Origin of the sequence: Trinickia symbiotica (genome assembly GCF_002934455.1) — a bacterium.
Classification (GTDB): Bacteria; Pseudomonadota; Gammaproteobacteria; order Burkholderiales; family Burkholderiaceae; genus Trinickia; species Trinickia symbiotica.
The window spans coordinates 32,085-53,824 of the sequence record NZ_PTIR01000012.1 but is presented as its reverse complement, the minus strand read 5'-3'; the positions used below and the strand labels follow the sequence as shown (position 1 = coordinate 53,824).

Below are 21,740 nucleotides of genomic sequence, written 5' to 3'. Positions count from 1 at the left end.
GTCTCAAAAAGGTAACAACGCGTTGCGCGGCGCTGGACAACGGTCTGCCGGTTATCTCGATCGAAGCTGGCTTGAGCCGATGGGTGTTTTATTTCATATTTGGAAATAGCTAATTAGCCGCCTTGCAATAATTCATTCTTTGCATCTCTTTTGGGCTTGATGTCCCATTCAGGTGCGCGCGGACCGCTGAATGAGCAATGAACTGACGATTCAACGCGCCGAGTGCGAGCCGCCGTGCGCGTGTTCGGTGCGTGCCGCTGATCTGGCGTGCGTTCGCCCGCGCGCCGCGGCGTATTCCGCTCCGAAAAGCAGCACCGCCGCCGAAAAGTAAAGCCACATCAACAGCACGGCCAGCGAGCCGGCCGCCCCGAATGCGTTGGCCATCCCGGCATGGGCGAGATAGATCGCGAAGAGCTTCTTGCCGCCGGAAAAAAGCACGGCGGCGAGGATTCCTCCGATGATCGCATCGCGCCAGGCGACATAGGCGTCGGGCAGGAACTTGAGCAACGCGGCGAACGACAGCGAGAGTACGCCGAGGCCGAACGCAAGTTGCAGCGCGTCTCCGACGATGACATAAGTCGAGTTGCCCCAAAGCCATGTCCCGATGTAGGTGATGAACGTATCGAGCACGAGCGAGACGATGGCGAGAAACGCCACCCCGAGCACGAGACCGAAAGAGATGAGGCGAATCTTGACGAGCGAGAGTACGCTTGCGAAGCGGCCGCCCCCGCTTTGCGGCCATATGATGGAGAGCGCCGTGTTGAGCGAGGCGAAAGTGGCGGACGCACCGAACGCCAACGCGATGAAAGAGACGAATGCGGCGAAGCCCCCCGTGTCGCTATGCTTGCGCGAGTTGATGACGATCATCTGAACGGCGGCGGCCGCCTGATCGCCGATCAACTGGTGCGCATCCTGGTAAATCTGTCCTCGTATCGCATCCGTTCCGAAAAACCACCCGGCGACGGCGATGACCATTACGAGCATTGGCGCCAACGAGAACGCGGAATAAAAGGCGATGCCCGCCGCCATCGTCGAGCAGCGATGTTGACTGAAACGCATAACGGCATCCGCGAAGCGCGCGCCTTCGCGACGCGTCGCACTGAAGAAGGTTCGCAGCGCGATGGCGGACATCTATCGCCTCCAAACCAATGCTCGGTTGCGTCGATGAGGGAGATGCAGAACACGTGCCTGTTTGGGCTGCCACACCGTTTGATCGGGTGGCGCGTCAGCGCCATTCAGGTCTCGATGCCTTTCATTGCGTCGCGCACGAAGGAGACGAAGCGGTCGGTCACGGCGTCCTCGCGTGCCGACGGCCACGCGAGCCCGACGCGCCATGTCGCTGGCCTGCCGTGCAGCGGCAGTATCGTCGCGTCGCGCAGCAGATGTTGCGCGCGCGAAGGAACGAATGCGATGCCGACCCCGGCCGCGACCGACGTCAGCACCGACTGAATATCCTCAGCCTGCTGCGTGACGTTCGGCACGAAGCGGTGCTCGCCGCACCAGCGATCGATCTGCGCGGCGAGTCCCGGGCCGCGCGAACGCGAGAGCGCAATAAAGCCGATTTCATTGAGCGTGCCGAGGTCCGATGGCAGCCGCTTGTAGCGAAGCTGAGGAGGGATGGCCAACGCGAGCGATTCATCCATCACCTTGAACGACGAAAGCCCTTCTCCGACCGGCAGGCGCAAGAAGCCCGCGTCGAGCTTGCGCGAAAGGAGCCGGCGCGTCTGCTCGGCCGACGAGAGATCGCTCAGCGTAATCGCAACGCCGGGATGTTGACGCCGGAAATCGGAGATGAGCTTCGGCACGAGCGTGAGCACGGAGATGCAGATGCCGACGCGCAGATGGCCGCGGCGGCCGCTGCTCGCTTCGCGGGCTCGCACGAGCACTTCCTCCGCATCGTGAACGAGCGCCTGCGCATCGGGCAGAAATTCCTCGCCGAACGGCGTCAGCTCGGCGCCGTGCCGTCCCCGTTCGAAGAGCTTGCCGCCGAGGCTCGCCTCGAGCGCGCCGATCTGCTTGCTGAGCGCCGGCTGGCTCATATGGAGCGCATCGGCGGCACGGCTGAAATGGCGCAGTTCGGCGACGGTCAGGAACGTCTTTAGCAGTCGGATTTCCATTCTATGCGGTGATCGAAACGGTAGAAACATTCATTTTACTTATCGATCGCCGCGACGTTCAATGACTGCATGCAGTCTCACTGACACCCCACGAAATGTCCTCTCGAACGATTTTCGATGCGGCAGCAGCGGCTGGTGCGGTCATGGAACCGACAGCCGAAAGCGGCGACGCCGCTCCTCCTCGCGAGGACCGCGTCGATTCGCGCCGCGACTCGCCGCGTCGGCGCCGCTACGCGCAATCCGCAGGGCAGGCGCAATCCGATACATGCCAGGCAATGGGCTCAATCGCGGTGAGCTTTGCTGTCGTCAGTCGTAGCCGATGGCCCCGTTGAAGCCGGCCGCGTGGACTCGTCGTTCGAGCCGCATTTCGGGCGGTAGAGGCAATTTGCAAACTGCGCTGGCCGGCCCCGCATCGCGAGGCGAGCCAAGTCGTCAGGCCCGATGGCAGGGTCCCGTTGAATCGCGAACTCTCAGCTCCGCAGGCACTTCGTGGCCTGCGACGTCGGTGCCGCCCGCCAGCAGGTCGAGCAGCGCGGAAGCCGCGATTCTTCCGATCGCGTCCGTGTCGACCCACATCGTCGTCAGCGAGGGGCGCAGCTCGCGGGCGAGCGCGATATCGTCGAACCCCGTTATCGATAGCTGTTGGGGCACGTCGATCCCGAGCGCCTGCGCTTCGAGCAGTGCGCCGACAGCGAGGTTGTCGTTGCCGCAGATGACGGCCGTCGGCCGAGCGGTTGAGCGATCCCATATCGCCCTCAGGCTTTGCCGGCCGAACTCGATCGTCGCCGGACCTTCGCGCAAATTCGTAGGCCGAACGGCGAGCCCTTGCGCCGCGAGCGCCTCATGAATCCCTCGCAGGCGTGCCTGCACGCGATCGTTGCCGGCCGACGGTTGCACGATCACGGCGAAGTCGCGATGGCCGAGCGCCAGCAAGTGGTCCGTCATGGCGGCGAATGCCGCGCGATTGTCGAATCCGATGCAGCAATGCGGACTGCCCGCGCGATACGCATAGGTGACGACATAGGGCACGCCGCGATTCGTCAGGAGTTCGAAGAGTTCGGGCGGATGCGCCTCGCCCACCACCGATACCGCTTCGACGCCGCGCGCGAGCATGGCGCCGACTTGCGTGAGCGCTTGCGCGGGATCGTAGTTCGAACAGCCGAGAAAAAGCGTGATGCCGTGCTCGGCCATCACCGTCTGCATGCCGGCAACCTGCGATGCAAACACGTGGTTGTCGAGCGTCGGAATAATCGCGCCGACGATATGGGTGCGAGTCGATGCGAGCGCGCGCCCCGCGGCATTGGGAATCCAGTTCAGTGCTCGCGCTGCATCGCGCACGCGCTGTTGGACTTCGGCCGATACCTTGCCGGGATCGTTATAGACGCGCGAGACGGTGGCGGTGGATACACCGGCCAACTTGGCGACATCGCTGAGCACCGGGCGCCCCGTGCCGCGGCGCTCGCGCATCACGGCGGTGTCCGAGGTGTCATGCAGCATCGTTGTTTACCCTCGGTTCGAGCAGTGGGCCTTGCATAACGAGCGATGCCTGTGAGAATGTAAGCGCTGACAGCACGCCGATCGCTGCCATTATGCCAGTAACGCGGTGCGCTGTATCCCCGCATGTTTCACGAGATTCCCAGCAGCTGGCCGTTCGCTGCTTGCTTATGTAAGCGGTTACACGCAGCGCAACATCAGCGCTGCGCCACCAGGGCCAGGCCAGACGATCAATACATGGAGACAACGTCGATGAAAGAGACCTCATCCGAGCCAAGCGCGTCGCCGCGCATTCGCCGCGCGCAGCGCGTGGCGCTTGCGTTGCTGGTAGTGAGCGGCGCCGTCAACTATCTCGATCGCGGCACGCTTGCGGTCGCGAATGCTTCGATTCGCGGCGATCTCGGATTGTCGATGGGGCAGATGGGCGTCTTGCTGTCGGCGTTTTCGTGGAGCTACGCACTCTGCCAGTTGCCGATGGGCGGGCTGGCCGACCGTGTCGGTCCGCGCCGGCTGCTCGGCGCAGGCTTGATTCTCTGGTCGCTTGCGCAGGCCGCCGGCGGCCTCGTGGCGACGTTCGGCTGGTTCATCATCGCGCGCATCGCGCTCGGTATCGGCGAAGCCCCGCAGTTCCCCTCGGCCGCGCGCGTCGTCAGCAATTGGTTTCCGCTGCGCGAGCGCGGAACGCCGACAGGCATCTTCAACGCGGCGTCCCCGCTCGGCACCGCGCTTGCGCCGCTCGTGCTTTCGATCCTCGTCGTCTCGTTCAGCTGGCGCTGGGCGTTCATCGCGACCGGCGCGGCAGGCATCGTGGTCGCACTCGTCTGGTTCGCGCTTTACCGCGATCCGGTGCGCTCGCGGCTTTCCGTCGATGAGTGCCGCTACCTCGATGCGGGTGCCGAACACGGTGTATCTGCGCCCAAAGTGACTTTCGCGGACTGGCGCGAACTGTTTTCGCACGTCACGACATGGGGCATGTTGATCGGCTTTTTCGGCTCGGTTTACCTCAACTGGGTCTATCTGACCTGGCTGCCGGCCTATTTGACGACGGAACGTCACATGAGCCTGCTGCGCACGGGCTTCGCCGCGTCGGTCCCGTTCTTCTGCGGGTTCATCGGCGCGCTGTCCGCGGGCTGGTTTTCGGACTTGATCACGCGCGGCAGTCGCAACGCCGTCGCGAGCCGGCGCAACGCGGCGGTGGTCGCCATGCTCGGCATGGTCGCCTTCACGATCCCCGCGGCGCTCGCGCAAAGCAATACCGTGGCGATCGCCTGCATTTCGGTCGTCATTTTCCTGGCCAACGCGGCGTCAGCGTGCTCGTGGGCGCTCGCGACGGCCGCCGCTCCGTCGAACCGCGTTGCTTCGCTCGGCTCGATTCAGAACTTCGGCGGCTTTATCGGCGGTTCGCTTGCGCCGATCGTCACCGGCTTCATCGCGCAAAGGTGGTCGTTCGTCCCGGCGCTGCTCACGGCGGCCGCGATTGCGTTCATCGGCGCGATGGCCTATCTGCTGCTCGTCAGAAAGCCGATCCCCGAGCACTCTGCCCATGCCGCGGCCGCCGCGCCGTCGGGCGAAGCGCCCGCTGCCCAATCTTGAAAGATCAAAGGAGGATGTGATGGTCCATGCAGTGCAGTCCGGCAAATCGATCGAAGGCATCGTGCCGGTCATGCTGACGCCGTTCGACGATAGCGGCGCAATCGACTACGCCGGACTCGAGCGTCTCATCGAATGGTATCTGCAGCACGGCACGGACGCGCTTTTCGCCGTCGCGCAATCGAGCGAGATGCAATTCCTCAGTCTCAGTGAGCGCTATCAGTTGGCGCGCTTCGTCGTCGATTGCGTAGCCGGCCGCGTGCCCGTCGTCGTGTCAGGCCATATCAGCCACGCGCTCGATGCGCAGGTCGAGGAGTTGACGGTGGCCGCGGAGTCGGGGGCGCAGGGGATCGTCCTCGTCACGAACCGTCTCGATCCGCACCGGCAGGGAAGCGCGACATTTCTCGAGAATTTGAAACAGCTGCTTTCGCGACTGCCGTCCGATGTCCCGCTCGGCCTTTACGAATGTCCCGCACCTTATCGCCGGCTGTTGAGTGACGACGAATTGAAAGCCTGTATCGATACAGGCCGCTTCGTCATGCTGAAGGACGTGAGCTGCGATCTGGAAACGGTGAAGCGGCGCGTTGAGCTCGCGCGCGGCTCTTCGCTGAAGATTCTCAACGCCAACGCGGCGATCGCCTGGGACGCAATGAAGGCGGGTTCAGCGGGATTCAACGGGGTATTCACGAACTTTCACCCCGATCTCTATCAATGGCTGCGCACGCGCAGCGCGACGGCCCCCGCTCTGGCGGAGGAACTGTCGGCATTCCTCGTCGTCGCGGCGGTATCCGAAGCGCTCGGCTATCCGGCGCTCGCGAAGATGTATCACCAGCGCATCGGCACATTCCAGTCGATTCGTTGTCGCGCGATCGACTATGACGTCCGCGAGCGCTTCTGGGCGCTGGACGCCGTGCTCGACAAGATCGTGGCCGGCACGGAGCAGTTTCGCGCACGCATCGCGGCGTTGTAGCGCCCGCCGTGCCGCATGCGGCTCGATCGTTCACTCGTCGCCCGGCACTCCGTAGCTCGGGGCCGCGGTCGGGTTGAGCGCGCGCACGACGTAATCGTGCATCTGCGGCCGGTAGGCTTGCCATAGCGCGTCGAGTCGGGCGATCGGGTCGTCGTCCGCCCAGTCGACGCGCAGATCGACGATCGGCCAGATCGGTGTGTCGACGATTTCGAGCGCAGCCGAATGCACGGGTCCCGCTTCGCCGCCGGCTTCGACCGCTGCGTGCATGGCCGCTATCAGCCGATCGGCGAGCGCGCCTTGTGTCTGCTCGAACGCTTTCACCATCGCATCGATCACGTGTCGATCGGCAAGCAGGTTGCCCGCCGCGACACACTGATCGCCGGCCACGGCGTGGTGCACGCCGAGTGCTTCCTTGCCGGTGAACATCGCGGTTCGGCCTTGACTGTCGACCACCGTCACCTGTCGGTACTCGCTCCATTCGCTCTCGCTCAACGCTCGTTCGAGCGCCGCATCGGGCCCGGTCCGCTCGTGTTCGAGCAGATCGAGAATCCGCGGGCCGAGCGCGGGCAACGTGACATTCTGCGTCGCCACCGCGCCGACGCCCGCGCGCGCCCACGGACACCGCGCGCCTACCGCGATACTCGACGAACTGATGGCGATGCCGAGCTGGCCCGTTTCCCGGCAACGTCCGACGATCGAGAATGTCATGATCGATTCCTTACCCTTGAGCGGGGTTCCAGTTATCCGGAATCACCGCGATGACGTCGATCTCCATCAGCCACTGCGGCTGCCCGAGCGCGCTCACGACGAGCCCCGTCGAAATCGGGTAGACGCCCTTCAGCCACTTGCCGATTTCCTGATACACCGGCTCGCGATAGCGTGGGTCGATGAGGTAGGTGGTCGTCTTGACGATGTGCGAGAGGTCGCTGCCTGCTTCTTCCAGCAGTTGCTTGACGTTTTTCATCGCCTGCTCGGCTTGCGCGCGAGGATCGCCGAGCCCGATCAGATTGCCGTCGAAATCGGTGCCGACCTGGCCGCGTACATAGACCGTGTTGCCCGCGCGGACGGCCTGACAAAGATCGTTGTCGAGCGACTGGTTCGGGTAGGTGTCTTTCGTATTGAACATGCGGATGCGAGTATGCGTCGGCATCAATTCACTCCTATTTCGTTGGCTCGATGTGCGTGCGATGCGCTGCCGTCGCACTCGGCGCCGCTCGAGTCGGCGGTACGCGCGTGGCCTGCCTCCTGCCGGCGCTGCGACGCGTCGTGATACGAGAGGTAGCGGCGCTGCGTGGCGATGTGATCGGCGATGCGCTTCGCGTCGTGCCAGACGCCCCAGATAAACGACGATCCGCGATGCGACAGGTAGGGCAACCCGAGGAAATACAGACCGGGCTCCTTCGAGACGCCGCGCAGATGTCGGGGCTTGCCTTTTTCGTCGAATGTATCGACGTGCAGCCAACCGAAGTCGATCGAATAACCGGTCGCCCAGATGATCGTGTTCACGCCCGCCTTCGTCAGGTCGAGTTCGGCGAGCGGATGCGTCACGCATTCCGGATCGGGCGGGATGACGCGCGCCTCGGGATCTTCCGGCAGATCGATGCCGTTACGAATGACGTAGGCATCGGCCGCGTCGAGCAGGGACATCAGATTGTCGTCGCCGCGCTTCAGATTCGCGGCGAGGTCCTGCTCGAACGTCGCGAGGCCGTTCTCGAACGATTTCGTCGTACCGAGGAGCATCATGCCCTGGTGCGCGAGCCCGCGGAAATCGATTGTCTTGCCGCCGTACGCGCCGCTCACCGCGATCGTCACGTGCTCGCGCCCCGGACCGGCGGCTTCCTTGTCCCATTCGCCGAGCACGCCGAGCCACCAGCAGAAATCGCGATTGCGGTAAGCGCGCGGCGGACGATCGTGCGCGCCGACCGACAAATAGACCCTGCGTCCGGCGCGCAAAAGCTCGTCCGCGATCTGGACGCCCGACGAACCCGCGCCGACCACGAGCACGGCGCCCTCCGGCAATTGCGCGGGATTGCGATAGTCGGCCGAATGAAGCTGCGTGAGATTCGCGTCCCGCGGTGCGATCGTCGGAATGACAGGACGTTGGAACGGCCCCGTCGCGACGACCACGCGATTGGCCTCGATCGTGCCGTCGGAGGTTTCGACCGTAAAGCCCGGCCTGCCGGTTTGCCGAACGACGCTCGTCACTTCGACGCCGGTGCGAATCGGCGCGTTGAACCTGCGCGCATAGGTCTCGAAGTAATCGGCGACCTGATCCTTCGTCGCGAAGGCGTCCGGATCGAGGCCTTCGAATTCCATGCCGGGAAAGCGATCGTGCCAGGCCGGGCCGTTGGCGACGAGCGAGTCCCAGCGGCACGTGCGCCAGCGCTCCGCGATACGGTCGCGCTCCAGCACGAGATGCGGCACGCCCAGCCGGCTCAGATGTTCGCTCATCGCCACGCCAGCCTGACCGGCCCCCACGACGAGCGTATCGATCGACGATTTGTCAGCCGTCATGGCTGTCTCCTTCGGAAAAGCAGTCGGGTTCAGATCCGTCTTCCTCGACGCATCCGTCATCGAGGCGCGTCGACGATCGCTTCGCTCGAGCTGGCAAGCAGCGCGTCACGATTTGCCCGACCGCGTTCGGACAGAATCTACGCTCCGTCGCGGCTGCGGAAAAATATATTTAAAAAATGCTTTGCATCGCTTTTCTCTATGCAAACGCCCGATCGGAGAGCGACAATGGCCGGACAGGCCAAGGAGGGCGCAGATGGACGGCAACTCGGTGCGGTATTCGTTGCGTCAGCTACGGTATTTCGTCGTCACGGCGGAGACGCTTTCTTTTACCGCCGCGGCGAGGCGGCTGCACATTTCTCAGCCATCGATATCGACGGCGCTTGCCGATCTGGAGGAGTCGTTCGGTGTGCAGCTCTTCGTCCGCCACCACGCGAGCGGCCTTTCCCTCACGCAACCGGGCCGCGATCTGCTCGGCCACGCACGCAACCTGTTGAAGAACGCCGAAGAGCTGCAGTTGGCGGCGAAAGAAATGGACGGCGGGATGTCGGGCTCGATCTCGCTGGGTTGCATGGTATCGCTTGCCCCGCCGCTGATGCCCGGCATCATCAGCCGCTTCGTGCAGGATCACTCGGCGATCACCTTTCGCACTACCGAGGGCCATCAGGACACGCTGCTGAACGGACTGCGCGACGGCTCGCTCGATATCGCGCTCACCTATAGCCTCGATATCAGCGACGGCATCGCGTTTACCCCACTTCTTTCTCTGCCGCCTTATGCAATTCTGCCCAAGACACACCGCCTCGCACGGGCGCGCAAGGTGTCATTGGCCGATCTGCTTTCGGAGCCGTACGTGATGTTGGACCTTCCGCATAGCCGGGAGTACTTCTCGGCGCTCTTCGATGCGGTCGGCAGCCGCCCGACCGCGGCTTTCCGTTCTTCGCAGCCGGAAGTCGTGCGTGGCATGGTGGCCAATGGGTTGGGCTACAGCATTTTGAACTTCCCTCTGAAGTCGAGCCGAACCGTCGACGGGGAAGACTTCGTCATTAAGCGTTTCAAGGAGAACGTCAATGCAACGAACCTTGGCATTGCATTGCCGAGCGCTGTGAAGCCGCGTGAGGTCGTCAAGCGCTTCTCGACGTTTTGCGAAACCTACATCCGCCGTCTGCATATCTGACGGGCTCCGGAGCGGCTTCGCATAGGCTCGGCCTATTCAATGCATCCAAAAACAATATTTTACCTAGTAATTTGGATTGTTAGATTGGTGCTCATCGCATGCACGCACCGCCAGGAGGCCCGCATGGCAGCCTTTCCTCTTTCGCCGGACGCTGGATTCGACCTTGTCCGCGCCTTGCGCGAAAACTGCGAGCGCCCGTTCGAGGATGCACGAGCGATGCCGCCTGGCGTTTATACGTCGGAAGCGTTCCTGACGCTCGAGCAGCGTGATTTGTTTGAACACGAGTGGTTGTGCGTGGGCCGGGCGAGCGCGCTTGCTCAGAGCGGCGACTACCTGACGGCGCGCATCGGCGACCAGCCGGTGGCCGTGCTGCGCGATACGGACGGCGCGTTGCGTGCGCTTTCGAACGTCTGCCTGCATCGAATGTCGGTGCTGCTCGAAGGGCAGGGCAACGTGCATCGCATCGTATGCCCGTATCACGCCTGGAACTACACACTCGACGGCAAGCTTGCCGGCGCCCCGTTGATGGATCGCCAGCCGGGCTTTTGCAAAGAGCATTACGCGCTGCCCGCCGTCCGCTGCGAAACGTGGCAAGGCTGGATCTATGTGACGCTGAACGAGCATGCGCCGCCCGTCTCCGCCCACCTCGCCGAGCTGAGTGCGCTCATCGAACCGTACGGCATGACCGATTACGTCGAGACTTTCCACGAAGAACACGTGTGGGATACCAACTGGAAGATCCTCGCGGAAAACTTCATGGAAAGCTATCACCTGCCGATGCTGCATCGCGCGACCGTCGGTCCGCACTCGAAGCTCGACGAAATGGAGTGCCCGCCAGGACACCGGGCGTTCAACTATCACTGGATCACCAAGGAAGCGACGCTGCCGATCGGCAACGCGCATCCGGCCAACCAGCGCCTGCAAGGCCATTGGCGCCGCACGACTGCGCTGCTCGCGATCTATCCGACGCATCTCGTCACGCTCACCCCCGGCTACTTCTGGTATCTGATACTGCAACCGATGGGCGTAGGGAAAGTGCATATTCGATTCGGCGGCGGACTCGCGCCGGAATTCATCGACGATCCTAAAGCCACCGACTACATGGCGACGTTGAAGACACTGCTCGACGAAGTGAACGCCGAAGACCGGCGCGGCGTCGAGGCGGTGTTTCGCGGTGTGCACGCGCCGCTCGCCAAGCCCGGCCGCCTGAGCCCGCTGGAGCGGCCGAACTACGACTTCGCGCGCTACCTCGCGAGCCGCCTTGGCGCAATGTGACAACGTCGCCGCGTATGAACAGCCAACAAACCGCCGACCTTCTCATGTCAAGCGATCCGTTCATTTCTTTCTCGGGCGTCAGCAAGTCCTATGACGGCGTAGCGAACGTCGTCGAAGGGCTCGACCTCGACGTTGCGCGAGGCGAGTTCGTGTCGTTGCTCGGGCCGTCCGGCTCGGGTAAGACGACGACGCTGATGATGCTCGCGGGATTCGAATCGCCGACGCGCGGCGAGATTCGCCTCGCCGGCAAGCGTCTGGACAATAAGCCGCCGCATCAGCGCGACATCGGGATGGTGTTCCAGAACTACGCGCTGTTCCCTCACATGACGATCGCCGAGAACGTGGCGTTTCCGTTGTCCGTGCGCAAGATCGCCCGCGGCGAGCAGAAGACGCGCGTTAAGCGCGCGCTCGAGATGGTGGAGCTCTCGCAGCTGGCGGGACGGCGGCCGGCGCAGTTATCGGGCGGCCAGCAGCAGCGCGTCGCGCTTGCCCGTGCGCTCGTCTTCGAGCCTAGCGTGGTGCTGATGGACGAGCCGCTCGGTGCGCTCGACAAGCGGCTGCGCGAAAGCATGCAATACGAAATCATGAGGCTTCATCGTGAGCTCTCGCTCACGATCGTCTATGTGACGCACGACCAGAACGAAGCATTGACGATGTCGGATCGGGTCGCCGTGTTCTCCGACGGACGCATTCAGCAGGCCGCCACGCCGACGGAGCTCTATGAAAACGCGGCCAATGCATTCGTGGCGAACTTCGTCGGCGAGAACAACGGACTGACCGGTCGCGTCCTGGTGGGCGACGGCGAATGGGCCGCACTGCAACTCCGCGACGGCAGCACGGTATATGGTCGTGTGGGCGCGGGGCTCGCCACCGGCGATACCGCGATGCTCGCGTTGCGCCCGGAGCGCGCGCATATCGCGGCGACGCCCGAAGCCGCCCAGGAAGCGGCACGGCAAAGCATGAACATCGTGCAGGCGCTCGTCGAGGAACTCGTCTATTGCGGCGACCATCACCGCGTGCATCTGAAGCTCGGCCATGGCGAAACCGTCGTGGTCAAGGTGCCGAACACCGAGCGCCACGATCTGCCCGCGCTCGGCAGTCAAACGGCCGTCACCTGGCGCCGCGACGACTGCAAGGTGCTGCCCGCCGCGGCGGCCACGCCGCATGCCGCCGCATCGACCGACGGCGCCGACTACTCCGCTGCTTCCGCTTCCTCACCCGCCTCGCCACTCATCGCAGGAGCCAACTAGAAATGAAAACTATCCCGTCATTCCGGACCACCGTCGCAACCTGCGCGTTTGCGTTATTTGCTGCGGTCGCGGCTCATGCGGCCGAGACCATTTCCGTCGTGACCTTCGGCGGTGCCTATGAAGCCGCCGCGAAAAAGGCCTGGTTCGAGCCGTTCACGGCGAAGACCGGCGACCAGTTCGCGACCGAATCGTACGACGGCGGCCTCGCCAAACTGCAGGCGATGGAACAAGCGAAGAATCCGACCTGGGATCTGATCGATCTCGAAACCAACGATGCGATCACCGCCTGCGACGAAGGCCTGATCGCAAAGTTCGACAAGAAGTTGCTGGGTAACACCAGCGATTTCCTGCCGGGCTCGATAAGCGACTGCGCGGTCGCGGCGATGGTGTGGTCCACCGTTTATGCGTACGACGCGAGCAAGCTGAAGAGCGCGCCGACGACCATCAACGATTTCTTCGATTTGAAGAAATATCCCGGCAAGCGCGGAATGCGCAAGTCACCGAAGGTGGCCATGGAGTGGGCGCTGATCGCGGACGGCGTGGCCCCGAAGGATGTCTATAAAGTACTCGGAACGTCTGCCGGCGTCGATCGCGCGTTCAAGAAACTCGACACCATCAAGTCGAGCATCGTTTGGTGGGAGGCGGGTGCGCAGGCGCCGCAGCTTCTTGCCGACGGTGCAGTCGTGATGACGCAGGCTTATAACGGTCGCATCGACAATGCAGTGCATCAGGACAAGAAGCCGTTCAAGATTGTCTGGGATGCGCAGGTTTACGACTACGAATGGTGGGCGGTGGTCAACGGCGCAAAGCATGCCGATGCGGCGCAGAAGTTCATCATCTCGTCCTCGACGCCCCAGGCGTATGCCGACCTGTCGAAGTACATCGCCTATGCGCCGCCGCGCAAGGACGCTATTGCCCTGATCGACAAGGCGCGCCTCAATGATCTGCCGACGGCGCCGGACAACTTCAAGCGTCCGCTGCAGATCGATGCAACGTTCTGGGCGGACAACGCCGATGCGATCAACAAGCGGTTTCAGAACTGGCTGACGCAATAAGGCAGTCACGTCCGCCGGAAAAAATCGTGATCGGAGAGACAGGAATGCGATGAACACGCCGCTGCCCGCCACCGTTCGTTTTGATCGCGGCCCGCAGGCCGCGGACCGCGAGTCGTTCCGCGCCGCGCGCCGCAAGGCTGCGGCGCGCGCACTGCTGCTCGCATTGCCGCTGCTCGTGTTTCTGCTCGTCACGTTTGTCGCGCCGATTGCGAGCCTGCTCGGCCGTAGCGTGCGGAACCCCGAAGTGCGCGTCGGCATGCCGGAGCTGAGCGCGGCGCTCGCCGGGTGGAGCGCCGCGGGTGTCCCCGGCGAGCCCGCATTTGCCGCGCTGGTGCATGACCTGAAGGATGCGGGCGAGAACGGTCAGCTCGGCAACATCGCGCGCCGCATGAACTTTTATCAGCCGGAGTTCCGCAGCCTGCTCTTCAAGACGGCGCGCGCCACGCGTTCGCAGACCTTCGCGCAATGGAAGCCCGCGCTGATCGAACTCGACCCACGGTGGAACGCGCCGGAAACGTGGCGCTTGCTCAAGCGTGCGTCCATCTCGCCGACACCCGACTATTTGCTGAACGCCGTCGATGCGAAGGTCGGGCCCGATGGCTCGGTGACGCCCGTCGCGGCCGATAGTGCCGTCTATCGTGCAGCTTTTGGACGCACGGTGACGATCAGCGCGACCGTCACGCTGTTATGCCTTTTGTTCGGCTACCCGGTGGCATATCTGCTCGCGACGTTGCCGGAAAAGCAGAGCAACCGCCTGATGCTCTTCGTGATTATCCCGTTCTGGACCTCGCTGCTCGTGCGCGCGACTGCGTGGTACGTGCTGCTGCAACCCGGTGGCGTCATCAACAGCGCATTGATGAGCTTTGGGTTCGTCAATCATCCATTACCGCTCGTGTTCAACCGCACCGGAGTGTTGATCGGTATGACGCATATCCTGCTGCCGTACATGATCCTCGCGATTTACTCCGTGATGAAAAACGTTTCCCCGGTGTACATGCGCGCGGCGAAATCGCTCGGTGCGCACCCGGCGGAGGCTTTTGCGCGCGTTTATATTCCGCAGACGCTGCCCGGTGTCGGCGCCGGATGTTTTCTCGTGTTCGTGCTCGCGCTCGGCTATTACATCACGCCGGCCCTGCTCGGCGGCGCCGGGGACGAGATGATCAGCCAGCTCATCGCATCGCAAACCAACGATCAGCTCAACTGGGGCCTCGCGGGTGCGCTGTCGTGCTATCTGGTCGTGTTCACGGCGGTGTTCTATTTCATCTTCAACCGGCTGGTCGGTATCGACCGCTTGCGCTTCGGCTAACGGCGGCGGCAAGACTCGACGATCATTCATATCGCTCACCTACAGGCGGACCCCGATGAAAGACGGACGGACCCGGCTACTTTCGGAGCGCATCGCTGCCGCCGGATTGCGCGTGCATTGCGCGATCATTTTCTTTTTTCTCGTTGCGCCGATTCTCGCGATCGTGCCGCTGTCGTTCAATTCCGGTTCGTTCTTCTCCTACCCGATGCAGGGCTTTTCGCTGCGCTGGTATGCGCAGGCGCTCAGTTCACCGGATTGGCAACGGGCGTTTGCGAACAGCATCGGCATCGGCGCGGCCGCGACGCTGATCGCGACGGTGCTCGGCACACTCGCCGCGCTCGGGTTGAGCCGGACGCAGTTTCCGTTCCGCTCGATTGTCATGCCGATCATCGTGTCCCCGATGATCGTACCGATCGTGGTGGTCGCGGCGGGTTTCTATCTCGTTTTTTCGCCGCTAGGGCTCGTGAATTCTTATGCGGGCGTAGTGCTCTCCCATGCCGCGCTCGGGACGCCGTTCGTCGTCATTACAGTGACGGCATCGCTGCTCTCGTTCGATCAAACGTTGCTTCGCGCCGCGGCGGGCCTCGGGGCTCCACCCTGGGTGACCTTCCGGCGCGTCACGCTTCCATTGATCGCTCCCGCTGTCGCGACCGGCAGCATCTTCGCGTTTGCGACTTCGTTCGACGAAGTGATCGTGATTCTGTTTATCGGCGGGCCCGAGCAACGGACCGTGCCGCGCCAGATGTGGAGCGGTATCCGTGACCAGATCGATCCGTCGATCCTGGCCGTGGCCACGCTGTTGATGGCGTTCGCCATTGCTTTGTTCGCCTGCATGAACTGGTTGCGCAAGCGCGCGGCGGCGGCCAGCCGCTCGTTCGCCTGAGTTCGCCCAATCGCTGTAGGTTCGCCGTGGTGCAATGACAAATTGCACAGTAATAAGATTAAAATCTCGCCACGCGCGGTGTTCCTCCAAAAGGCAGTCCGAATAAACTCACCCATGAACAAGACCGAATTCGAAGTGCATGACGCGCGCTTTCGCGCGCTGATCCAACCGAATGCGCCGCTCGAAAAGCTCTACGGCGAATGCCTTTGGGCCGAGGGCCCCGTCTACTTCCCGGCGGGCGACTATCTCGTCTGGAGCGACATCCCTAATAGCCGCATGCTCCGGTGGGTGCCGGGCATGGGAGTGGGGGTCTTTCGCGCGAACTCCAATTTTTCGAATGGGAATGCGCGGGACCATGAGGGGCGGCTCGTGACATGCGAGCATGGCCTGCGACGCGTCACGCGCACCGAGCACGACGGCAGCATCACCGTACTGGCCTCGGCTTATGACGGCAAACGGCTCAACTCGCCGAACGACGTCATCGTCAAATCGGACGGCTCGGTATGGTTTACGGATCCCGATTACGGCATCCTCAGCGACTACGAAGGGGGCCGGGCCGAGAGCGAGATCGGCCGATGCAATGTGTATTGCGTGCAGCCGAAAAGTGGCACCGGCGAGGCTGTGCTCGTTGCGGACGACTTCGTGAAGCCGAACGGCCTTGCGTTTTCCCCCGACGAGAGCCGGCTCTACATCGCGGATTCAGGAGCGTCGCACTTCGAGAATGGGCCGCATCATATCCGCGTATTCGATGTCGTCGACGGCAAGTTGCGCAACGGCCGCGTGTTCGTCGAGATTCAGGAAGGCATCCCCGACGGCATGCGCATCGACGAGCAGGGCAACGTCTGGACCAGTGCCCTCGACGGTGTACACTGCTACTCGCCCGCGGGCGAGCTGCTCGGCAAGATCCTGATTCCCGAAGTCGTCGCCAACCTGACATTCGGCGGACGGCTGCGCAATCGCCTTTTCATCACGGCGAACTCCTCGCTTTACTCTCTTTGCGTTGCGGTGCGCGGGGTGGCGCCATAACGCTTTAAGGCCAAGACACTAATGAGCACAATGAGCGCGACGCAGCGATTCTTCTCCAATCGTCCCCGCTTCATCATCGGTCTCATTTTCGGTGTCGTCGTCTACCTTCTGGATCCCTGGCATTTGCGTCCCATTCAGCACGCACTGCTGGCATGGGACAGCTGCATGTGGGTCTTTCTGATCCTGATCTGGTTCAGGATGGCGAAGGCGAGCCCGGCCGAAGTGCAACGTGTGGCCGAGCGCGAGGACGAGGGCGCGACGGCCATGCTGACGATCATTACGATCGCGGCCGTCGCGAGTATCGTCGCGATCGTCGTCGAACTCTCGCAGGCGAAGGGACTCGGCGGCCGCGCTGCGCTTGTGAATTACACGCTCACAGGGGCGACGATGGTGGGCACATGGCTCCTGATTCCGACGATTTTCACGTTGCAATATGCGCGTTACTACCATCAGTCGGGCGACAAGACATCGTTGAAATTTCCGGAAGAAAACCCCGAGCTCGACTACTGGGACTTCCTTTATTTCTCGTTCACGATCGCCGTGGCATCCCAGACGTCCGACGTCACGGTTTGCTCGAAGGAGGCACGGCGTACCGCGCTCGCGCAATCGATCCTCTCGTTCTTCTTCAATGCGGCGGTGCTCGGGTTATGCGTCAATATCGCAGCCGGGCTGTTGGGATCGTAATGGAGAAGCGCTGAGCCGCTTCAGTTCGGCCCCGGATTCGACATCGCGGCCAACGGAATGTAAATTGGTTGGCGTCCGCATGCATCGATGTCGACGCGACCGATGCTTCCCGACGTGCGGGCATTATTGCAATCGGGAGATGACTGCCATGAGCAAACAACCCGGCAAAACCGAAGCGCCTGATGAGGCGCCGCGAGAACCCCCCACCGATCTCCCCAAGCCAATTGGCGACGCCGTGCCCGCGCCGGAGGAGCCGGGCCTTGATCGGCCACTGCCACCGACAACGCACCCTGACGAGACTTCCGACGAAACGGCCGAGCGTCCGGAGGAGCCGACGGAGGCGCCACCGGCCGAAACTTCGGAGCCGCTCGGTGAAGCTATCCCCGCGCCGGCGGAACCCGGCCTCGATCAGCCGCTGCCTGCGAAAAAGCCGCCGCCCCGTTGACAGGGTCCGCGCTTAGCGCGCCGATGACGATGGCTGGTGGCGATTCTTTCGTGGTGCTAACTGATTGCGGGCCTTGTCGTCATTCCGGTTGTCCGCGCTCGCGCAGCAGATCGGACAAGCTGCGCGCAGCCGGTTTCAGCGGCATCCGATGCTGCGTCCATCCCATTTGCCGCGCGGGCGTCAAGGCGCGCAGCCGCGTGGCCGACCAGCGGAAGAATCGATACACGCGCGGATGCGAGAACGCGCCGCTCCAGAATCGCCAGATGAGCTGCTCGCCGCGACTATGGCTCGCGCCCTGGCCGCGCAGCGGGTGTGCAACCTGCTCATCCGGTGCGCGATTTGCCTCCGTCCGCAGCCGCACCAGCAATTGCGGAATCGGTATGCGAACGGGACATACTTCGCCGCACGCGCCGCAAAGGCTCGAGGCTGTCGGCAAATCGGCGGTCGCGTCGAGCCCCAGCAAATGAGGGGAAATGATTTTGCCGATCGGTCCAGGGTAGGTCGTGCCGTACGCTTGCCCACCGATGCGCGAGTAGACCGGGCAGTGGTTCATGCATGCGCCGCAACGAATGCACTGCAGCGTCGCGCGTAACTGTTGGTCGGCATAGGCTTGCGTGCGGCCGTTGTCGAGCAGCACGAGGTGCATCTGGCGCGGGCCGTCGAGCTCGCCGGGCCGTCGCGGGCCGGAAATCAAGTTGAAGTAGGTCGTGATCGCCTGCCCGGTTGCCGAGCGTGTGAGCAGGCTCGCGAGCGGAACGATGTGCTCGAGTTTCGCCACGACCTTCTCGATGCCCATGATCGCGATGTGCACGGCGGGCACCGTCGTGGAAAGCCGGCCGTTGCCTTCGTTCTCGACGAGCCACAATGTACCGGTGTCAGCCGCCGCGAAGTTGACGCCCGAGATGCCGACATCGGCTTCGACGAATGCGCCGCGCAATGCCCGCCGGCCGGTCTGGATCAACTCGTCGACGTCTTCCGTATACGAGGTATCGGGGATATGCGCTTCGAACAGCTCGCCGATCTGCTCGCGCGTTTTGTGGATGGCCGGCATGACGATGTGCGAGGGCTTCTCGCCTGCCATCTGCACGATGTATTCGCCCATGTCGGACTCGAGGCAATCGATGCCGCGCTCGCCGAGGTAATGGTTGAGCTCCATCTCCTCGCTCGCCATCGATTTTCCCTTGATGACGCGGCGCGCGCCGTGGCTTGCCACGATGTCATGAATGATGGCGTTGGCTTCTTCGCTCGTTTCGGCCCAATGGACGCGGACGCCCGCGGCCGTCAGCTTCGTCTCCAGTTGCACGAGCAATTCGGGCAAGCGCGCGAGTGCGTGCCGGCGAACGGCTTCGCCAAGGTCGCGCAGCGCTTCGCGTTCGTCTTCGTCGGGAAACTGCGCGGCGCGTTTCGTTTGCAGAAAGTTCATCGCTCCGCGCATGCTTTTGCGCAGCAACGGGTCGTCCAGTGCGGCTCGTGCGCGCGCCTTGAAATCCGCGGCGGGAACGAATTGCATCGGGCTCGTGCTCATCGGTGGTCTCCTTCCCTATCGACCGATTCGGTCACGATGACAAGCCATAGCCATCGGGGGCCATGTGCCCCGTAGGCGAGCGTTTGCTGAATGTCGGACGTCTTGGACGGCCCCGAAACAAGGACGAGGTTCGTCGGCATGCCTGCATGCCAACGCTCGGCTCGCGCCGCCGCATGCAGGTCCGGGTGCAACGTACGTTCGTGAACGAGCGCGATATGGAGTGGCGGCGCGAGAGAAGCGGTGCGCGGCGAGCCGGCATCGGGTGCGAGGACGAGCGTTCCCGTCGCCGCGATACCCGAGCGTGCGACGGTGAAGCCAGCGTCGACAGTTTCGAACAGCTCCCGCTTCCAGGCTTCGATCGGCCGGTCATAAGATATCGCTTTGACAGTTGGCGGCAGCGCGTGCGCCAATGCGGCGCCCTCGCGGCTGCCTTTGTCGACGAGCAGCCGTCGCACGCGATGTTCCGCCAGACGTCGAGCGATTTCCTCAGGCCACGCCGTTGCGCTCGAACACCATACGTCGGCATGCGCGGTTTTCAGCGACGAATGCATCGCCTCGACCAGCTCGCGCTTCGATGTCGGGCCGGCTGCGCGGCGGCGCTCGTCGTAGTGCGCGTCGATGCGCTTGTCGATTTCGGTAACTTGAATTTCGGGCTGTGACGCGGCGGCGCGAAGACGGCCGAGGATTCGTTCGCGTGCGGTGAGTGCGCTCATGCCGTTTCTCCCATGTCGCGCTGATCCGTGCCGGCGCCGCCCGTGCGACGCCATAGGAAGCTCGCGAGATGCTCCACCGGTAGGGGGGCGCTATGGTAAGCGGCGGCATTGCCGATGTTGAGCAGGCAGCCGCAGTCGGCCGACACGAGGCGATCGCAGCCCGTCGCGCAAGCGGAAGCGATCTTGTCATAGACCATCGCACCCGAGATATCGGGATGTTTCAGCGAAAACGTGCCACCGAATCCGCAGCATTCCGACTCGCGCTCGTGATCGATTCGAGTGACGCCCGGCAGCGCATCGACGAGCGCCACGCCGTGCTGACGCGTGCCCATCTCGCGCCGTGCCGCGCAGGAAGTGTGCAGCACCACGCGCTCCGGCGTCGGCTTGTTAGCAAGGTAACGGGTGACGTCGAGCTTGACCACGTTCAGCAGGAATTCGCCGAGCTCGTAGATGCGCGCCGCGAGCTCCCGCGCTTTCGTGCTCGCCTCCGGGTCGCCTTCGAACAGCTTCGGCCAGTGATGGCGCATCATGCCCGCACATGAACCCGAAGGAACGATGACCGGCCATGGCTCGGCAAACAGGTCCAGCTGCGCACGCGCTACTTCGCGCGCTTGCTCCGGATTGCCGCTGCTGTAAGCGGGCTGTCCGCAACAGCTTTGCGCACGCGGGAAATGCACGGTCAATCCTTCGCGCTCGAGGAGACGGACTGCATCGAGGCCGGCCTGCGGGACGAACAGGTCGACCAGACAGGTCGCGAACAGATAGATGTCGTTGGGCGGGGCCGAAGGGTACTGCCGTTCCTGCATGCTTTTCTCCATCGCGCCGCTTGCGCGCCTGACGCGCGATGAGAGGGTGCGGCGATCCAGGCATAATCCTGTCGACGGGCCTGATGCACAAATTGGTTGGACCACTCCGCATCGCGGGCCAGCATGATGGACGTGTGGATTCCGGCTTGTCGGCCGGCTCAGCGACGGTGGGAAACGGAACGATGATGAGAGGCGAAGAAGGCGGACGTGTCGAAGCGGTCATGCGTCGGCTCGAGACGGCCTTGATCGATGGCACGTGGCCTGCCGGTGCGCGTCTGCCGGCCGAGCGCACGCTGGCGAGCGAATATGCGGTATCGCGCAATACGGTTCGCGAGGCAATCCAGCGTTTGGCGGCGCGCGGGCTCGTGCAAGCGAGACATGGAGCGGGCGTATTCGTGACGGACCGCTTGCGGACGGGAATCGCCTCGCCATGGGGGCAGCTCGTTGCCGATCACCCCGTACTGCGCGACGACATGCTCGAATTTCGCCGCGTCCTCGAAGGGGCGACGGCCTATTTCGCCGCATTGCGGGCGACGGCCGAGGACCGCAAGCGTATCCGCGCGCTCCTGCGCGACCTGGAGAAAGCTCGCCGGGCGAACGATATGGCGGCCGAAGCACGGGCCGATACGAGCTTCCACGAGGCGATTGCGCGCGCCTCGCACAACGCGATGTTCCTTCATCTGCACGCGAGCGTGATCAGCATGCTGCGCGAACATATCGCGACGAGCGGCACCGGCCTGCGTGAAAACGACGAAGAGGCGTCGGACGTTCTGTTGCTGCAGCACAAGGCGCTTTGCGAGGCGATATGCACGCGCAACCCAGAAGAAGCGCGCACCGCGATGCAGACACATATCGATTTTGTCCGCGGTCGGTCCGGTGCACGCGATGCGTGATGACGCGATTCAGGGTCGCG

At 63.3% G+C, this 21,740-nt stretch carries 21 protein-coding genes; 12 read left to right on the top strand and 9 right to left on the bottom strand.

Going from position 1 to position 21,740, the window contains the following annotated elements:
- Window positions 1–210 precede the first annotated feature (210 nt).
- The 3 genes from B0G57_RS17760 to B0G57_RS17750 form a co-directional block, all read right to left on the bottom strand.
- Window positions 211–1,131, bottom strand: a complete 921-nt coding sequence (locus tag B0G57_RS17760) for a YihY/virulence factor BrkB family protein (RefSeq protein ID WP_018444306.1) — start codon at window positions 1,129–1,131, stop codon at window positions 211–213.
- Window positions 1,132–1,235: 104 nt separating this feature from the next.
- Window positions 1,236–2,117 (bottom strand): LysR family transcriptional regulator, encoded by an 882-nt coding sequence (locus B0G57_RS17755; protein WP_018444305.1) that lies wholly within the window; start codon window positions 2,115–2,117, stop codon window positions 1,236–1,238.
- A gap of 432 nt (window positions 2,118–2,549) precedes the next feature.
- Window positions 2,550–3,614 carry a LacI family DNA-binding transcriptional regulator gene (locus B0G57_RS17750; RefSeq protein WP_018444303.1) on the bottom strand — a complete coding sequence of 355 codons (1,065 nt, stop codon included), beginning with the start codon at window positions 3,612–3,614 and terminating at the stop codon, window positions 2,550–2,552.
- A 249-nt stretch (window positions 3,615–3,863) separates the two neighbouring features.
- Here B0G57_RS17750 and B0G57_RS17745 point away from each other — a divergent pair, with 249 nt between their 5' ends.
- Window positions 3,864–5,204, top strand: coding sequence for an MFS transporter (locus tag B0G57_RS17745; protein ID WP_026230349.1), 1,341 nt, complete (start codon window positions 3,864–3,866; stop codon window positions 5,202–5,204).
- A 19-nt stretch (window positions 5,205–5,223) separates the two neighbouring features.
- A complete protein-coding gene (locus tag B0G57_RS17740; RefSeq protein ID WP_018444301.1) occupies window positions 5,224–6,171 on the top strand; it encodes a dihydrodipicolinate synthase family protein in 948 nt (315 codons plus the stop codon).
- Window positions 6,172–6,201: 30 nt separating this feature from the next.
- Here the strand turns inward: B0G57_RS17740 and B0G57_RS17735 are convergent, their stop codons facing one another.
- From B0G57_RS17735 to B0G57_RS17725, 3 genes are read right to left on the bottom strand one after another with little or no spacing between them, the layout of a single operon-like run.
- Window positions 6,202–6,879 carry a DUF1028 domain-containing protein gene (locus B0G57_RS17735; RefSeq protein ID WP_018444300.1) on the bottom strand — a complete coding sequence of 226 codons (678 nt, stop codon included), beginning with the start codon at window positions 6,877–6,879 and terminating at the stop codon, window positions 6,202–6,204.
- 10 nt (window positions 6,880–6,889) lie between these two features.
- Window positions 6,890–7,321, bottom strand: coding sequence for a RidA family protein (locus B0G57_RS17730; protein WP_018444299.1), 432 nt, complete (start codon window positions 7,319–7,321; stop codon window positions 6,890–6,892).
- Window positions 7,321–8,685 carry a flavin-containing monooxygenase gene (locus B0G57_RS17725; protein WP_026230348.1) on the bottom strand — a complete coding sequence of 455 codons (1,365 nt, stop codon included), beginning with the start codon at window positions 8,683–8,685 and terminating at the stop codon, window positions 7,321–7,323. The genes B0G57_RS17730 and B0G57_RS17725 overlap by 1 nt, the downstream gene beginning before the upstream one ends.
- 253 nt (window positions 8,686–8,938) lie before the next feature.
- Between B0G57_RS17725 and B0G57_RS17720 the strand changes: the two genes are divergently transcribed.
- From B0G57_RS17720 to B0G57_RS17680, 9 genes are all read left to right on the top strand, one after another.
- The gene (locus B0G57_RS17720) at window positions 8,939–9,859 is read left to right on the top strand and encodes a LysR family transcriptional regulator (protein ID WP_018444297.1); all 921 of its coding nucleotides are present in this window, start codon (window positions 8,939–8,941) and stop codon (window positions 9,857–9,859) included.
- 123 nt (window positions 9,860–9,982) lie between these two features.
- Window positions 9,983–11,134, top strand: a complete 1,152-nt coding sequence (locus tag B0G57_RS17715; RefSeq protein ID WP_018444296.1) for an SRPBCC family protein — start codon at window positions 9,983–9,985, stop codon at window positions 11,132–11,134.
- Window positions 11,135–11,178: 44 nt separating this feature from the next.
- Window positions 11,179–12,384: an ABC transporter ATP-binding protein gene (locus B0G57_RS17710; RefSeq protein ID WP_026230347.1), complete on the top strand. Its 1,206-nt coding sequence runs from the start codon at window positions 11,179–11,181 to the stop codon at window positions 12,382–12,384.
- Window positions 12,385–12,386: 2 nt separating this feature from the next.
- Complete coding sequence (locus B0G57_RS17705; RefSeq protein ID WP_018444294.1) at window positions 12,387–13,439, top strand: ABC transporter substrate-binding protein; 1,053 nt, start codon at window positions 12,387–12,389, stop codon at window positions 13,437–13,439.
- A gap of 49 nt (window positions 13,440–13,488) precedes the next feature.
- The gene (locus B0G57_RS17700) at window positions 13,489–14,745 is read left to right on the top strand and encodes an ABC transporter permease (RefSeq protein ID WP_018444293.1); all 1,257 of its coding nucleotides are present in this window, start codon (window positions 13,489–13,491) and stop codon (window positions 14,743–14,745) included.
- Window positions 14,746–14,800: 55 nt separating this feature from the next.
- The gene (locus B0G57_RS17695) at window positions 14,801–15,628 is read left to right on the top strand and encodes an ABC transporter permease (protein WP_018444292.1); all 828 of its coding nucleotides are present in this window, start codon (window positions 14,801–14,803) and stop codon (window positions 15,626–15,628) included.
- A 114-nt stretch (window positions 15,629–15,742) separates the two neighbouring features.
- A complete protein-coding gene (locus tag B0G57_RS17690) occupies window positions 15,743–16,654 on the top strand; it encodes an SMP-30/gluconolactonase/LRE family protein (RefSeq protein WP_018444291.1) in 912 nt (303 codons plus the stop codon).
- Window positions 16,655–16,684: 30 nt separating this feature from the next.
- A complete protein-coding gene (locus B0G57_RS17685) occupies window positions 16,685–17,338 on the top strand; it encodes a DUF1345 domain-containing protein (protein ID WP_018444290.1) in 654 nt (217 codons plus the stop codon).
- Between the two features lie 148 nt (window positions 17,339–17,486).
- Window positions 17,487–17,783 carry a hypothetical protein gene (locus B0G57_RS17680; RefSeq protein ID WP_018444289.1) on the top strand — a complete coding sequence of 99 codons (297 nt, stop codon included), beginning with the start codon at window positions 17,487–17,489 and terminating at the stop codon, window positions 17,781–17,783.
- A 79-nt stretch (window positions 17,784–17,862) separates the two neighbouring features.
- On the opposite strand, the gene B0G57_RS17675 is transcribed toward B0G57_RS17680, so the two are convergent.
- Genes B0G57_RS17675 through B0G57_RS17665 form a run of 3 tightly spaced genes read right to left on the bottom strand, consistent with a single transcriptional unit; the run spans window position 17,863 to window position 20,827 of the window.
- Window positions 17,863–19,308, bottom strand: a complete 1,446-nt coding sequence (locus tag B0G57_RS17675) for a LutB/LldF family L-lactate oxidation iron-sulfur protein (protein ID WP_018444288.1) — start codon at window positions 19,306–19,308, stop codon at window positions 17,863–17,865.
- Window positions 19,305–20,021 carry a LutC/YkgG family protein gene (locus B0G57_RS17670; protein ID WP_018444287.1) on the bottom strand — a complete coding sequence of 239 codons (717 nt, stop codon included), beginning with the start codon at window positions 20,019–20,021 and terminating at the stop codon, window positions 19,305–19,307. Before B0G57_RS17670 ends, B0G57_RS17675 begins: the two co-directional genes overlap by 4 nt.
- Window positions 20,018–20,827, bottom strand: a complete 810-nt coding sequence (locus B0G57_RS17665) for a (Fe-S)-binding protein (protein WP_026230346.1) — start codon at window positions 20,825–20,827, stop codon at window positions 20,018–20,020. The genes B0G57_RS17670 and B0G57_RS17665 overlap by 4 nt, the downstream gene beginning before the upstream one ends.
- Before the next feature lie 182 nt (window positions 20,828–21,009).
- Here B0G57_RS17665 and B0G57_RS17660 point away from each other — a divergent pair, with 182 nt between their 5' ends.
- On the top strand, window positions 21,010–21,720 hold the full coding sequence (locus B0G57_RS17660) for a FadR/GntR family transcriptional regulator (protein WP_026230345.1): 711 nt from the start codon (window positions 21,010–21,012) through the stop codon (window positions 21,718–21,720).
- Window positions 21,721–21,740 lie beyond the last annotated feature (20 nt).